Origin of the sequence: Nodularia harveyana UHCC-0300 (assembly GCF_034931085.1) — a bacterium.
GTDB lineage: Bacteria > Cyanobacteriota > Cyanobacteriia > Cyanobacteriales > Nostocaceae > Nodularia > Nodularia harveyana.
In genome coordinates this window covers 72977-86920 of the sequence record NZ_JAYGHG010000006.1, presented here as the reverse complement: position 1 = coordinate 86920, position 13944 = coordinate 72977, and the positions used below count along the sequence as shown (strand labels likewise).

Annotated in this window: 12 protein-coding genes; 8 read left to right on the top strand and 4 right to left on the bottom strand. The window is 41.2% G+C overall.

Annotated features, from left to right (window positions below; all coding sequences use genetic code 11):
* Nucleotides 1-12 precede the first annotated feature (12 nt).
* Together ureC and VB620_RS06085 are read left to right on the top strand one after the other, a co-directional pair.
* Nucleotides 13-1719, top strand: coding sequence for an urease subunit alpha (gene ureC, locus VB620_RS06090; protein WP_323195249.1), 1707 nt, complete (start codon nt 13-15; stop codon nt 1717-1719).
* Between the two features lie 325 nt (nt 1720-2044).
* Nucleotides 2045-2305, top strand: coding sequence for a hypothetical protein (locus VB620_RS06085; RefSeq protein WP_323195248.1), 261 nt, complete (start codon nt 2045-2047; stop codon nt 2303-2305).
* A 109-nt stretch (nt 2306-2414) separates the two neighbouring features.
* Here the strand turns inward: VB620_RS06085 and VB620_RS06080 are convergent, their stop codons facing one another.
* Nucleotides 2415-3140, bottom strand: coding sequence for a hypothetical protein (locus VB620_RS06080; RefSeq protein ID WP_323195247.1), 726 nt, complete (start codon nt 3138-3140; stop codon nt 2415-2417).
* Nucleotides 3141-3296: 156 nt separating this feature from the next.
* On the opposite strand from VB620_RS06080, the gene VB620_RS06075 reads away from it, so the two are divergent.
* Nucleotides 3297-4391, top strand: coding sequence for a hybrid sensor histidine kinase/response regulator (locus VB620_RS06075; protein ID WP_323195246.1), 1095 nt, complete (start codon nt 3297-3299; stop codon nt 4389-4391).
* 48 nt (nt 4392-4439) lie between these two features.
* Nucleotides 4440-5822, top strand: coding sequence for an aldehyde dehydrogenase (locus tag VB620_RS06070; protein ID WP_323195245.1), 1383 nt, complete (start codon nt 4440-4442; stop codon nt 5820-5822).
* A 213-nt stretch (nt 5823-6035) separates the two neighbouring features.
* Here the strand turns inward: VB620_RS06070 and rpmF are convergent, their stop codons facing one another.
* Nucleotides 6036-6209, bottom strand: a complete 174-nt coding sequence (gene rpmF, locus VB620_RS06065; RefSeq protein ID WP_323195244.1) for a 50S ribosomal protein L32 — start codon at nt 6207-6209, stop codon at nt 6036-6038.
* A gap of 120 nt (nt 6210-6329) precedes the next feature.
* On the bottom strand, nt 6330-6854 hold the full coding sequence (locus VB620_RS06060) for a hypothetical protein (protein WP_323195243.1): 525 nt from the start codon (nt 6852-6854) through the stop codon (nt 6330-6332).
* Nucleotides 6855-7053: 199 nt separating this feature from the next.
* Between VB620_RS06060 and VB620_RS06055 the strand changes: the two genes are divergently transcribed.
* On the top strand, nt 7054-8991 hold the full coding sequence (locus VB620_RS06055) for a caspase family protein (RefSeq protein WP_323195242.1): 1938 nt from the start codon (nt 7054-7056) through the stop codon (nt 8989-8991).
* Between the two features lie 543 nt (nt 8992-9534).
* Here the strand turns inward: VB620_RS06055 and VB620_RS06050 are convergent.
* Nucleotides 9535-10212, bottom strand: coding sequence for a response regulator transcription factor (locus VB620_RS06050; protein WP_006194611.1), 678 nt, complete (start codon nt 10210-10212; stop codon nt 9535-9537).
* Nucleotides 10213-11266: 1054 nt separating this feature from the next.
* Here VB620_RS06050 and groES point away from each other — a divergent pair.
* The 3 genes from groES (at nt 11267) to VB620_RS06035 (ending at nt 13937) form a co-directional block, all read left to right on the top strand.
* The gene (gene groES / locus VB620_RS06045) at nt 11267-11578 is read left to right on the top strand and encodes a co-chaperone GroES (RefSeq protein WP_323195241.1); all 312 of its coding nucleotides are present in this window, start codon (nt 11267-11269) and stop codon (nt 11576-11578) included.
* 247 nt (nt 11579-11825) lie between these two features.
* Nucleotides 11826-13463 carry a chaperonin GroEL gene (gene groL, locus VB620_RS06040; RefSeq protein WP_323195240.1) on the top strand — a complete coding sequence of 546 codons (1638 nt, stop codon included), beginning with the start codon at nt 11826-11828 and terminating at the stop codon, nt 13461-13463.
* 285 nt (nt 13464-13748) lie between these two features.
* Nucleotides 13749-13937: a hypothetical protein gene (locus VB620_RS06035; RefSeq protein WP_323195239.1), complete on the top strand. Its 189-nt coding sequence runs from the start codon at nt 13749-13751 to the stop codon at nt 13935-13937.
* The last annotated feature ends 7 nt before the right edge of the window (nt 13938-13944 follow it).

Below are 13944 nucleotides of genomic sequence, written 5' to 3'. Positions count from 1 at the left end.
CTTATTCTTATTATGCCTTACAAAATCTCTCGTCAAGCCTACGCAGAAACCTACGGTCCCACAGTGGGCGATCGCATTAGACTAGCAGACACAGAATTATTTATCGAAGTTGAACAAGACTTCACCACCTATGGCGACGAAGTGAAATTTGGTGGCGGTAAAGTCATCAGAGACGGAATGGGACAATCCCCCATTTCTAACGCCGATGGCGCAGTAGATTTAGTTATTACTAACGCCTTAATTCTCGATTGGTGGGGTGTTGTTAAAGCCGATATTGGCATTAAAGACGGCAAAATATTCAAAATCGGGAAAGCCGGAAATCCCTATATTCAAGACAATATAGATATTATTATTGGACCCGGAACCGAAGCCTTAGCCGGGGAAGGAATGATTCTCACTGCTGGGGGTATTGATAGCCATATTCATTTTATTTGTCCCCAACAAATTGAAGTGGCGATCGCCTCTGGAATTACTACCATGTTGGGTGGTGGTACTGGACCCGCTACAGGGACAAATGCGACAACCTGTACTCCTGGCCCCTGGAATATGCACCGGATGTTACAAGCTGCTGATGCTTTCCCCGTGAACTTAGGATTTATGGGTAAAGGTAACACCAGTCAACCCCAAGGAATTGTCGAACAAGTTTTAGCCGGCGCAATGGGGTTAAAACTCCACGAAGATTGGGGAACTACCCCCGCTACCATTGATACTTGTCTGAGCGTTGCTGATGAGTATGATGTGCAAGTAGCAATTCATACTGATACATTGAACGAAGCCGGATTTGTGGAAGATACCATTGCGGCTTTTAAACATCGGGCGATTCATACTTACCACACCGAAGGCGCAGGGGGAGGACACGCACCAGATATTATTAAGGTTTGCGGTCAAGCCAACGTTTTACCATCTTCCACTAATCCCACGCGCCCTTACACCGTCAACACCTTAGAAGAACACCTAGATATGTTGATGGTGTGTCATCATCTCGACGCTAGCATTCCCGAAGATGTCGCTTTTGCTGAGTCACGCATTCGCCGGGAAACCATAGCGGCGGAAGATATTTTGCACGACTTAGGCGCATTTAGTATGATTGCCTCAGATTCCCAAGCAATGGGAAGAGTTGGTGAGGTGATAATTCGCACTTGGCAGACATCCCACAAAATGAAGGTGCAACGTGGAAGTCTTCCTGGCGATGGACTTGCAGATAATAATCGCGCCAAAAGATATGTTGCTAAATACACAATTAATCCCGCAACTACTCATGGAATTTCTGAGTATGTCGGTTCAGTAGAAGCAGGGAAACTTGCCGACTTATGTTTGTGGCGACCAGCGTTTTTTGGTGTGAAACCAGAAATAGTCATTAAAGGAGGAATGATTGCTTGGTCACAGATGGGTGATGCTAATGCGAGTATTCCCACACCCCAACCTGTGCATACACGTCCCATGTTTGGCAGTTTTGGGGGGGCGCGTCACGCCACATCTTTAACCTTTGTTTCCCAAGCCGCTTTAGAAAGGGACATTCCCACTCAGTTAGGTTTAAAAAAATCTGCGATCGCCGTTTCAGGGACACGTCAGATCAGTAAACGAGATATGAAGCTAAATGATGCTTTACCACACATTGAAGTTGATCCAGAAACCTATCAAGTCAGGGCTGATGGTGAATTACTAACTTGTGACCCGGCGACTATTTTACCAATGGCGCAAAGATATTTTCTGTTTTAGAGACTTCCCAAGAAAAAAAACACTCAACCACCTAACACAAAAAACCTCTCAAATTCTCATACCTCTTTGTCCTCTGCGTCTCTGCGGTTCGTTTATTCCAATAATTTCTTTCTTGAAAGTTGCTGTCAAGACCAAAGCGACGCAACGAAACCCAGAAAGTCGGCTACAGTAGAAGTTAAGCTTAGTCAGACAGCTATTTCAACGTGGTTACAGTCGAGAAGACGTTCTGGAATTATTTCGCTTTATTGACTGGGTAATGTTATTACCAGAAGAATTAGCACTGAGTTTTCAAACAGAATTGAAAAGTTACGAGGAGGCAAATAGAATGCGGTACGTAACAAGTATTGAACAATTAGCAAAACAAGAAGGAATAGAACAAGGAGTTATCCAAATGGGTCGAGATAATGTGATTGACATTCTCGAAACGCGCTTTGAACAAGTACCAGATTCTATTTTGTCTGTTGTCAATGGCATAGAAGATACATCTGTACTGAAAATGCTGCTGAAAAGAGCGATCGCCATTCCTTCTACAGCCCAATTTCAACAAGTTTTAGATGACCTAACTACTACTAGCGAATCAGTGTAAATATACGTTTGTTTGAACTAAACAGAGTTAAAAAATTTCACTGCTACCAGAAATCACGATTGAGTTTAGCAAGGTTACACTAACACTTTGCAATCCTTACCAACTTTTCTCAACAGCCTGTGCTGCAAGAACCTATTATGTTGATGTTGTCCAGCCTAGTTAGATTACCAATTACTTGAATACTGGTTAGAGATAATATTTTTATCAGTATTTCTATTTTTTCTTCTTCGCTTAATATTACTGGATATTTTCCATGTATCTTGCCTTCTATCTTCGATTTAAGGTTAGGTGTAAGTAAACCTAAATCAAATTGTACTCTATCGCTATTCTGAGAAATTGGCAAAAAAGAATACTCATCTTTTCTGTCAAACCATTGTCTACTTACATAGGTGTATTTCCCCGTATGTTCACCACGAAAAGGGTACTTGAAATGTCTCTCCCATAGGTCAGATTTATTGTTTTCGTAATGCTTTTGGAACTCTTCAGGTATTCCTTGTTGGTTATCCGTCCACTCAGCAGCATGATCTACAACAAAAACTGTATCTAGCTGAATAATTCTTTCATTCGCAGCATCTCCACTACAGAAGAACAGATATGATCCTGCTTTGAGATAAGCTTTTTTTGAGACGGGTTTTCTTCGTAATTGTGTGGCATGACAGTATGAATAGAGCCACATTTTTGAAAATACAAATGGATCTTCATTCCCATCCGGTTGATCCACCCAAACAGAACCATACCAATCTGTGAGTTGGTTTTTAATCAAAGCTTTACCCTGTACTTCAGTTTTTTTTCTTCCGTGGTCAGGATGGAATATTAAATAATGTAGTGGCTTCATAGCTAAAATTCAAGCAACCTAATTATTATCCGGTAACTTTGGGGTAATCGACCCAGTTATTACTGGTCAGTTTTCCAAAATATTGACGATAAAACTTATCAACAGCATAATAATGTCATTATCAACATAATTGACTTCCCTAAATATCCCCACCCCATGAATTGCGAATCTTCTCGCTTTGACAAAATTCTCGTTGTTGATGACTCTACTGATAATCTATTTCTGATCAAAACAATTTTAGAAGCAGAAGGCTACACCGTTACCACAGCAGAAAATGGGATCAGTGCCTTAGTACAACTGGAAAAATCACCATGTGACTTGATATTATTGGATTTGATGATGCCAGAAATGGATGGGTACGAAGTCACTAAACACATTCGTGAAGATATAAAATTTCAGCCCTATATCCCCATTCTGCTGATTACTGCCCACAATGCGCCCAATGTGGCTTACGGATTAGACTTAGGTGCTGATGATTTTATCCGTAAACCTGTAACAGTAGATGAATTATTGGCAAGGGTGCGATCGCTTTTACGGTTGAAGCGCAGTATGGATGAACGTGATGAAATCGCTCGTCAGCGCCAAGATTTTGTTTCCCGTCTTACCCACGATTTACGCACACCTTTAGTCGCAGCTGATCGGATGTTGATGCTATTACAGCAAGGTGCATTGGGAACCTTATCACCACAAATGTCAGAAGTAATTACCATCATGGCTCGCAGTAATCTTAATCTGCTGTCTATGGTTAATACTTTATTAGAAGTTTACCGCTTTGAAGCAGGTCGCAAAGGCATAGTATTTCAAGAAGTTCATTTAATTCAGTTACTAAAAGAAGTAGTTGGAGAACTGAAACCCTTAGCACAAGAGAAAGCATTATCTCTGGATTTATCTGAAGATTTAACTATAGATATCGTCATGGGCGATCGCTTAGAACTGCATCGTTTATTTACAAACTTAATTGGTAATGCCATCAAATTCACTGAATCAGGCTCAGTCCATATCCGGTTTAATCCGGAAATTAAAAATGATAACATTACTATAGAAGTAGTAGATACAGGCATAGGTATTACACCTGAAGAACAATCCACATTGTTTGAAAGGTTTCGTCAAGGAAGTCACAACAGTTCTGGTAGTGGCTTAGGATTGTACCTTTCTCACCGCATCATCGAAGCTCATCATGGTAAAATTCTAGTAAATTCAGAGGTAGGTAAAGGTAGTGTGTTTATAGTTAGTTTACCTATGAAAAAGTAAAAAAATACCCATAATTTATTCAACTAATAGAACTACAAAATATAAAATATGATTACTCATGAATTGTCGGATTTGTCTGCAATAATTGGCAAGCAGCGTGAATTTTTTCAGACTGGGAAAACCAAGAATATTAATTTTCGCCTTGAAAAACTTAAAATTCTTAAACAGATAATAGTAGAGAATAGCCCAGCAATCATTCAAGCACTAAAAGCAGATTTAAAGAAACCAGAATTTGAGACCTATGCTACAGAAATTGGTGTAGTCGGTGAAATTGATTATGCTATCAAACACCTGAAAAATTGGACTCAACCTAAAAAAGCAGCAGTTCCCTGGAAGTTTTTTCCATACTCAGCCAAAATTTATCCAGAACCGCTAGGAGTTGTTTTAGTTATCGGCCCTTGGAATTATCCTTTGCAGCTGATTATCTCTCCGTTAGTAGGTGCGATCGCGGCGGGAAATTGTACAATTCTCAAACCTTCAGAAATTGCGCCCCATACTTCTAGCTTAGTGGCTGAGATCATCGGCAAATATTTTACACCAGATTATATTGCTATAGTGGAAGGAGGTGTGGAAACAAGTCAAAAACTCTTAGCAGAAAAGTTTGACCATATCTTTTTTACTGGTGGTACAGCCGTGGGGAAAATTGTCATGGCAGCAGCCGCTAAACATCTCACACCTGTTACTTTAGAATTAGGTGGCAAAAGTCCTTGTATTATAGATACGGAAATTAATTTAGAATACACTGCTAGACGTATTGTTTGGGGTAAATTTATTAATGCTGGACAAACTTGTATTGCCCCTGATTATCTTTTAGTTGATCAAAAAATCAAAAAAGATTTGATCAATGAGATGAAAAAATGCCTCACAGAATTTTATGGAGATAATCCTGCAACTAGTCCAGATTACGCTCGAATTATTAGCCAAAAACAATTTGATAGGTTGGCTAACTTCCTCAAAGACGGCGAAATTATTATTGGTGGAGAAACAAAACCTGGGGAACTTTATATTTCTCCTACCTTACTTGACAATGTTTCCTTAACAGATGCTGTCATGCAAGAGGAAATATTTGGCCCTATTTTGCCGATAATTGAATATACCAAGATCACAGATGCGATCGCCTTAATTAATTCTCAACCAAAACCCTTAGCTTTATACTTATTTACCCAAAATAAAAACCTGCAAACACAAGTGTTACAGCAAACCTCCTCCGGTGGAGTTTGTCTCAACGACACAGTTATGCAAGTTGGTGTCTCATCTTTACCCTTTGGTGGTGTCGGTAATAGTGGAATTGGTAGCTATCACGGTAAAGCCAGTTTTGATACCTTTTCCCATTACAAGAGTGTTTTAAAAAATTACTTTTGGCTGGATTTAAACTGGCGATATGCTCCCTACAAAGACAAGTTATCTGCTTTGAAGCGAATTATTGGCTAAAGCCAAAAACTGAATTCAATTGGTCTCTCAAATTGCTTCAGCATCATTGGGTAGTAATGGGTAAAGGGTTTCCCCAATTACTCATTACCAGTTTTTATCAATCCCATGAGCTTTTGCTCACTACCTACGATTGACAGTTGCATCACACAAGTCAAGAAAAAGCCCACATCCAGGATTGATAAATCTGAACGCTGGCTTTTCCTCACTGGGGAATTATGATTCTGCTTCCTCTTCTTCGGCGGTGGGATAGACAAAGGTAGAACGTCCAGTCAAAATTGATTTACCCAGAGAAAGAGCCTTTTGAGCTTCAACAACAGCTTTATGTCTCCAGGTAGCTCGACGTTTATCTCGTTTGGATTTGGACGTTTTCTTCTTAGGAACAGCCATAGTAGCGAATATCGCAATGCTTGACAACCTTCCTATTCTAAGCGATCAATTAGACTTTTATAGATAGGGATTGACAAGGGGCTGGGAAAAAACTTCTCCCTCTACACCTTTGATTCTTTCCTATTGAGCCGGAGAATTGGCAGGACTGGCGGCTGGGGGCATCGTAGGAGAAGGTTGATTTGCATTGGATATTGCTGGTTTTGTGTCATATAACAGGAGATATCGCGCACTTTTAAAGTAACTTGCCCAACGTCGAGGATCTGGGCGGCTACGCCATTGCTGACGAGTAACTTCTAAAGCCAAAATAGGTGCGATCGCCCCATAGCTTTCTACAGTTACAATCACTGAAACATCTGTAGCTAATATATCCTTATCAAAGCTCCGTTGAGCTGCTGCCCGTGCCACAGATTCGGCTCGACGGAGTGTAGATTCATAGGTTTCATCTGCCATGCGCTCAATATTCAGGTCAATTCTAGTGGTATAAGCGCGAACTATCTGCGGGGCGATCGCCTCTGTTAATACCCACACAGAAATAGGCGAAAAAAGTAAAACAACTAACGGAAATATCCGGATCTTTTTGGCAATTTGGCCAATAAATGGAAAGGGGGTGATCAATGATTGTTGATGAACAATACTCTTGGTCATAAGATGACAGCTCCTGATGGATAAATTGTAATTTGATTTTTACTAAGGATGATTATCTAAGTTTACTGTAATAAAAACTGCTGAGAACTCAGTAAATAAATCATATTCTCGGCAGACTATAAGACATAGGTTAGCTTTGTTTTTTCAGCAAAGGCAACCGCAATTTTAGGCAAGCAAACAACAACCTACAAAGAGCGGGATGGCAAATTACTGGGCAGTTACAATTGGCATTAATCAATATCAGTTATTTCAACCTTTAGGTTGCGCTCAAGCAGATGCCGAAGTGCTAACGAATTTTTTGGTGAAAGAAGGGGGTTTGCGAGAAGAAAACTGTTTAGCGATCACAGATTCTTCCCCACCAATTGACGATAAATCAACCTATCCCACTAAGCAAAATATTCTCGTATGGCTGGAGGAAATGACAGCCAATTATTGGCAACCACAAGACCATCTATGGTTATTCTTTAGTGGTTATGGGGTCAATTACAACGGCAAAGATTACTTAATGCCAGTGGAAGGAAATCCCCAATTGGTAGAAGAGACTGGAATAGAAGTGCGATCGCTAATGCAAAGTTTGCAAATGGCGAAAATTAATACACTACTGCTGCTGGATATTAACCGTGCTTTTGGCACTCAAGCAGATAGCCCCGTGGGACTAGAAATCAGAGAACTTGCTCAGAAATTACAAATTCCCACCATTCTTTCTTGCCAATCAGACCAATTCTCCCATGAAAGTAGCGAACTAGGTCACGGATTCTTCACAGCTGCATTATTAGAGGCTTTACGTTCTGGTAATGCCAGTAACTTGATGGATCTAGAAAGCTATCTAAGTGTTCTAACTCCAGAATTATGTCAGCACTACTGGCGACCTATACAAAATCCTCTAATTTTCTCATTTCACCAACAACCAATATTACCGGATTGTCAGGTGCAAAATCCAACCGAACTCCTAGAAAGCCGCATAGAACCGAGTCAAAGCGAAGTAGTTATTTTTCCAGAGGAAAGCTTTGCTGTCGCACGAACAGCTTCTTCTCTTCGCCCAATTACCCCCCCCAATTTTTTCCAGACGCAAAACACGAGTATGTGGCCAGCAGCCCAAGGTGTAAAAACTATTGTGGGTGCAAAATCCCAATCGATGAATTTTTCCAACCTCACCCCAACCATTGGCCAATGGGAAGAAGAACAACTCTCTACTTCCGCAAAGGAACAGCCCCTCAACACGCAAATTACAGGGGGGAGGTTCATTCCTAATGCGCCTCAACCTTATGTTCTTGCACCGCCTGATAAAGCAGAACCCCCATTGTGGAAACAGTTCTTATGTTGGGGTGGTGGAACTATGTTGGTAGTAGCTTTAATTTCGGTGGTGATTCTCCGTAATCAGGCGAAAATTTTACAACTCCAAGAAACATCACCGATATCACCCACTATTACCACTGTTGAGCCAAATGCTGACTCAACCTCCGAAACATCATCAATCAATCTGGGAGTAAAAAATCAATCTAGCGCCCAAATTGCCGCTAATTCTGAGTCTGAAAAGCGTAATCAAGCAGTTTTAGATTTAGAGAAAATGTCTCTGAAACAAACTCAAGCTAGTGATCTCAGCCAGGCGATAGCGATCGCTAAACAAACTCAACCCGGCGAACCACTCTATCAACAAGCTGAAGACAATATTCAAATTTGGAGTCAGATGATTTTAGATTTAGGAAAAAGTCGTGCTAAAGAAAAACAATATACAAATGCGATTGCGGCGGCTGAATTAGTTTCTCCTGATCAAAGCATTTATCCTCAAGCACAAGCAGCAATTAGGCAATGGCAATTAGAAGCTCAACAATATGTTGGTAATCAAACTGTTTTAGATGCAGCCCATGCCTTAATTATACCGGGACAAGCATCAACATATAATCGTGCTATTGAAGTCGCTAGAAGAGTTCCACCCGGACAACCAGGATTTGAGATAGCCGAAAAATCCATTAATGAATGGAGTGAAAAAATTTTGGAACTGGCTAAAGGTCGAGCGCAGCAAGGCAATATTTCCGCAGCAATTGAAACCGCTATTTTAGTCCCAGAAGTGACAGCAGTTTACGAAGACGCTCAAGAAGCTATCCAAAAATGGCAAACTAAAAGAATTACAAATTAAAAAAATTAGGAGTTGATATTCACTCCTAATTCTCTTGTAAAAACTAGATTAATCACATTTTTGATGATTAGCAGTATTGTGATATCCCTCTTCTGTCACTTTCCGGCTATTCTGAATAAAAGAATAAAAAAAGAAAACCCTGAGAGGTAAAAAAGTTTGTAAGTGTTATGGACGCTATTCAAACTCAAGATTATATGACACATCGACCGAATTTAACTATGCGTCTTCGGTTAACCCTTAATTTTCTGTTATGTAAAGCTTGATCAACCCCTACAAGCCATATTTCCTTTCCAGTTGCGGAGATGGAGGATTTGCGTGGGGTGATGTAGTAATATTTTTAGGTGATATCCGGGTTGGAACATCGCAGTTAAGGACTGTAATATGAATTATGAATCATGAAGTTTGAATTAAAAAATCCAAGTTTAGCTTCACAATTCATAATTTATGAGCTTTCAATCTGAAGTCAGAATGCCTTAACCAGCCTGAGTTTTGAGTTAAGACATAATTGCTCAAAACTCACAACTTCAGAAATCAGCAAAGAGTTTAAGCCATTTGATTTTCAATTGCCCAGCGCGCTAGTTCAGTGCGGTTGTGGAGATTGGTTTTACCCAACATATTGGACACATGGCTTTCAACTGTACGCTGACTAACGTTTAATTCTTCAGCAATTTCCCGGTTAGCTAAACCCCTAGCAACAAACTGTACTACTTTCAGTTCGGTTGGTGTTAACTGGACATCAAAGGGAACCTGAATCCGAGAACCGTTTTCGCCTCCTTTGGCTTGGTGTTCTTTCCAACGAGTAGTTTGCTTCAAGGAAGATTCTACTTGGGCTACGAGTTCTTCTGGTTCAAAGGGCTTGACCATATAGACATCAGCCCCTTTGTTCAGACCTTTAACTCGGTCTGCACTTTGTCCTTTTGCTGAGAGGAAAAGTACGGGAATCCAGCCGGTGCGTTCATTTTGTCGGACTTGTTCTACAAAGGTGTATCCGTCCATTTCCGGCATCATTACGTCACAGATGATCATATCTGGAATATCTTGTTCAAGAATTTCCAGAGCTTCTCTTCCGTTTTCGGCAGTGTTGACTTCATAGCCTCTGAATTCGAGGTAATCCTTCACCAGCAAGATGAGGTTAGGGTCATCATCAATCAATAGCAGTCTTTTGTGATCTTTCATGCTGGGTTCTTTCATAGCAGTGGCACTTGTCGCGCTTCGGTCCATCAAGGTTTTGAATGGTTATCCTTTCTGGTGGCTCATTGAGATGTTGTCCGTTTTTCTACTTAACTTGCCTTTGTTTCCTGTCAGTCTTAAAAGTGGTGGTCACTTTTGATTCAGACGACTAGTTGATGGGCAAACTTCCGGTAAGGATACGTAGAACAGTAATATTTATAATGCGTTATTATATATCGCTTTGAAAGGGGCGGGGAAAAAACACTGATTAAATCATCATCTTTCCGATTCACGACGTATGTATTGGTTCAAGATGACCCTCACTTCAAAACAACCCGCGCTTTCATAGACTTACTGCTTTACTATATCCTGCGGATGTTAAGCCTCTATCAACTGTTCACAAGCAGGTAGGGAGATTATCGGCAAAAGATGGGTTAAAAATGCCTATTTTTGTACCACCATTATGCCTATCAACTGTTCTGGGATGATTTGCTCAATAACTTCTGGTTTTGCTTGGCAATACCAGGCACCATCTGGGTAGACCACCATTATCCGTGTAGAACCACAAACTCGCAAGCAATTGACTTTGGTTTGAACAATGCAAATGGGAGACTCTCTTAGGGCTGATCAAGGTTTGACTCTTGAATACGCCATTTTATTTGAGTATTTCCGATATCTCAGACTAACTTGTTTTTTACAGAAGTTCGCAAATGTCTCGTGAGAACAGATGAAAATTTGTCCCTGAATTTTTGCTTTTCCTGAAGTTTCTCAACAATTCCCTCAGGCTGTGTGGTTTAGAGATTGAATGGTTTTAGCAATAGGATGGCGGCACTGGATCACTGTAATGTTACTCATCAAGCAGCACCCTGATTACTGTTTTATAACAATTTTCCTGGTTTGGAAATAAATTTAGCTCTATAAAAATATTCGTGACTTACGGAGCAAAACCCGATATATCAAAATAATTGAGTATTTATACTTAAGTAGTTCAGCCATACCTTAGTGCGGGAACCCGTACTCAAGTAATTGTTGCCATTGTATGCTGCTTTTGGGTAGATTAGCACTCAGGAGTTGAGAGTGCTAACTCTGGAGAAAATAAATAATTATGGCAGCTGTAACTTTAAGCGTTTCTACAGTTAAACCCCTCGGCGATCGCGTTTTCGTAAAAGTAAGCGCCCCCGAAGAAAAGACCGCAGGTGGACTGTACCTACCCGATAATGCTCAGGAAAAACCCCAAGTAGGCGAAGTCGTCGCCCTTGGCCCTGGCAAGCGTAATGACGATGGTAGCCGTCAGGAATTAGACATTAAAACCGGCGATAAAGTGCTGTACTCCAAGTACGCTGGCACTGACATCAAGCTCGGCACAGAAGAATACGTACTGCTTTCTGAAAAAGATATTTTAGCAGTCGTTAACTAATGGGGAATTAGGAGTAGGCTTGCCCTGAGCGACTTGTACTGAGCGCAGTCGGGCAAAACAACGCCCAACGCCTAATCCAAAATTGTTTGACCGTACCAGTTTTAGATTTGAGATTTTGGATCATGAAATTGTTTTTTTGGTTTGAGCAACGCCTTTATGCTGCTCATAAATCTAATAATCATCAATCTAAAATCGCAAATCTAAAATCCAAAATTGTTTGACTTACTCCCTGAATTGAGAGACATATATGGCAAAGCGCATTATTTACAACGAAAACGCCCGTCGCGCCCTGGAGCGAGGCATTGACATCTTGGCTGAGGCCGTAGCTGTTACCCTGGGTCCTAAAGGTCGTAACGTAGTCCTAGAAAAGAAATTTGGCGCACCACAAATCGTTAATGATGGTGTCACCATCGCCAAAGAAATCGAATTAGAAGATCATATTGAGAACACTGGTGTAGCTTTGATTCGTCAAGCTGCTTCCAAGACCAACGACGCGGCTGGTGATGGTACTACAACCGCTACCGTTTTGGCTCACGCTATGGTCAAGGAAGGCTTACGCAACGTTGCTGCTGGCGCGAATGCAATTTCCTTGAAGCGTGGTATCGATAAGGCTTCCGCCTTCTTGGTAGAAAAGATTGCTCAACACGCCCGTCCAGTAGAAGATTCTAAATCCATTGCTCAAGTTGCTGCTATTTCAGCTGGTAACGATGAAGAAGTGGGTCAGATGATTGCTCAAGCAATGGACAAGGTAGGCAAGGAAGGCGTAATTTCCCTAGAAGAAGGGAAATCTATGACCACCGAGCTAGAAATTACCGAAGGGATGCGCTTTGAGAAGGGCTACATCTCTCCTTATTTCGCTACCGATGCTGAACGCATGGAAACGGTTTTTGATGAGCCTTTCCTGCTGTTAACTGATAAAAAAATCGCCTTAGTACAGGACTTAGTACCAGTTTTAGAGCAAGTAGCTCGCGCTGGTCGTCCTTTGGTGATTATCGCCGAAGATATTGAAAAAGAAGCTTTAGCAACCTTGGTAGTTAACCGCTTGCGTGGTGTACTAAATGTTGCGGCTGTAAAAGCTCCTGGTTTTGGCGATCGCCGTAAAGCGATGCTAGAAGATATCGCCGTTCTAACTGGTGGTCAACTAATCACCGAAGACGCTGGTTTGAAGCTAGAAAACACCAAAATCGAAAGCCTCGGTAAAGCTCGTCGGATCACAATTACCAAGGACACAACCACAATTGTTGCTGAAGGTAACGAAGCCCCTGTGAAGGCTCGCTGCGAGCAAATCCGTCGTCAGATGGATGAAACCGAATCTTCCTACGACAAAGAGAAACTGCAAGAACGTCTTGCTAAACTCTCTGGTGGTGTAGCTGTGGTGAAAGTGGGTGCAGCCACTGAAACCGAAATGAAAGACAAAAAGCTACGCCTAGAAGACGCGATCAACGCCACCAAAGCTGCTGTGGAAGAAGGTATTGTTCCCGGCGGTGGTACAACTCTAGCTCACCTTGCTCCTGAATTAGAAACTTGGGCAAAAGCTAATCTCAAAGATGAAGAGTTAATTGGTGCTTTGATTGTCGTTCGCGCTTTACCTGCGCCTCTGAAACGGATTGCTGAAAATGCTGGTCAGAATGGTGCTGTAATTGCTGAACGTGTGAAAGAGAAAGACTTCAACATCGGCTACAATGCTGCAACCAACGAATTCGTTGACTTGTTAGAAGCTGGTATTGTTGACCCTGCTAAAGTAACCCGTTCTGCTTTGCAAAACGCGGCTTCTATCGCTGGTATGGTGTTGACAACCGAATGTATTATTGTTGACAAGCCTGAGCCTAAAGATGCTGCCCCTGCTGGTGGCGGTGGTATGGGTGGCGGTGACTTCGATTACTAATATTCTGTAGTCACATAAATTGAAAAACAGCTGCTTCTCGCATGGAGGTGGCTGTTTTTTTATGGAAATCTGACCGCAGAGGCGCAGAGAGAAGAATTAATAAGGTGTAACTCAGCAGATTAGAAAATGCTATAAATTATATATTATAGCAACCGCCAAGGTGGTTAGGACACGAACGGATCATAAAACCATTGTAATTAAAGAGTTTCAAGGCTGCTCCCTGCTCCCCTGCTCCCTGCTATATCAGCACTATTTTTTCTTAAACAATCAAAAGAAAGCCCTGAAATGACAACTCAAGAAAAAATACTCAATCAATTACAAGTGCTAGAAACTCTCTCTAAACAAGGAGCTTATAGTGATAGATTTGTTTTAGCTTTGAGAAATATTATTATTCAAGAAATTAATAGTATTGAACAACAAATTCAAGAAATAGAAAGTGTTGGGTTTCCTTGCGTCAACCCAACCTACACGTAACATAGTA

Coding starts and splice junctions, on each gene's coding strand:
- groL (WP_323195240.1), top strand. CDS start 11,826: ATGGCAAAGCGCATTATTTACAACGAAAACGCCCGTCGCGCCCTGGAG.
- VB620_RS06050 (WP_006194611.1), bottom strand. CDS start 10,212: ATGGACCGAAGCGCGACAAGTGCCACTGCTATGAAAGAACCCAGCATG.
- VB620_RS06070 (WP_323195245.1), top strand. CDS start 4,440: ATGATTACTCATGAATTGTCGGATTTGTCTGCAATAATTGGCAAGCAG.
- groES (WP_323195241.1), top strand. CDS start 11,267: ATGGCAGCTGTAACTTTAAGCGTTTCTACAGTTAAACCCCTCGGCGAT.
- VB620_RS06055 (WP_323195242.1), top strand. CDS start 7,054: ATGGCAAATTACTGGGCAGTTACAATTGGCATTAATCAATATCAGTTA.
- ureC (WP_323195249.1), top strand. CDS start 13: ATGCCTTACAAAATCTCTCGTCAAGCCTACGCAGAAACCTACGGTCCC.
- VB620_RS06035 (WP_323195239.1), top strand. CDS start 13,749: ATGACAACTCAAGAAAAAATACTCAATCAATTACAAGTGCTAGAAACT.
- VB620_RS06085 (WP_323195248.1), top strand. CDS start 2,045: ATGCGGTACGTAACAAGTATTGAACAATTAGCAAAACAAGAAGGAATA.
- VB620_RS06075 (WP_323195246.1), top strand. CDS start 3,297: ATGAATTGCGAATCTTCTCGCTTTGACAAAATTCTCGTTGTTGATGAC.
- rpmF (WP_323195244.1), bottom strand. CDS start 6,209: ATGGCTGTTCCTAAGAAGAAAACGTCCAAATCCAAACGAGATAAACGT.
- VB620_RS06060 (WP_323195243.1), bottom strand. CDS start 6,854: ATGACCAAGAGTATTGTTCATCAACAATCATTGATCACCCCCTTTCCA.
- VB620_RS06080 (WP_323195247.1), bottom strand. CDS start 3,140: ATGAAGCCACTACATTATTTAATATTCCATCCTGACCACGGAAGAAAA.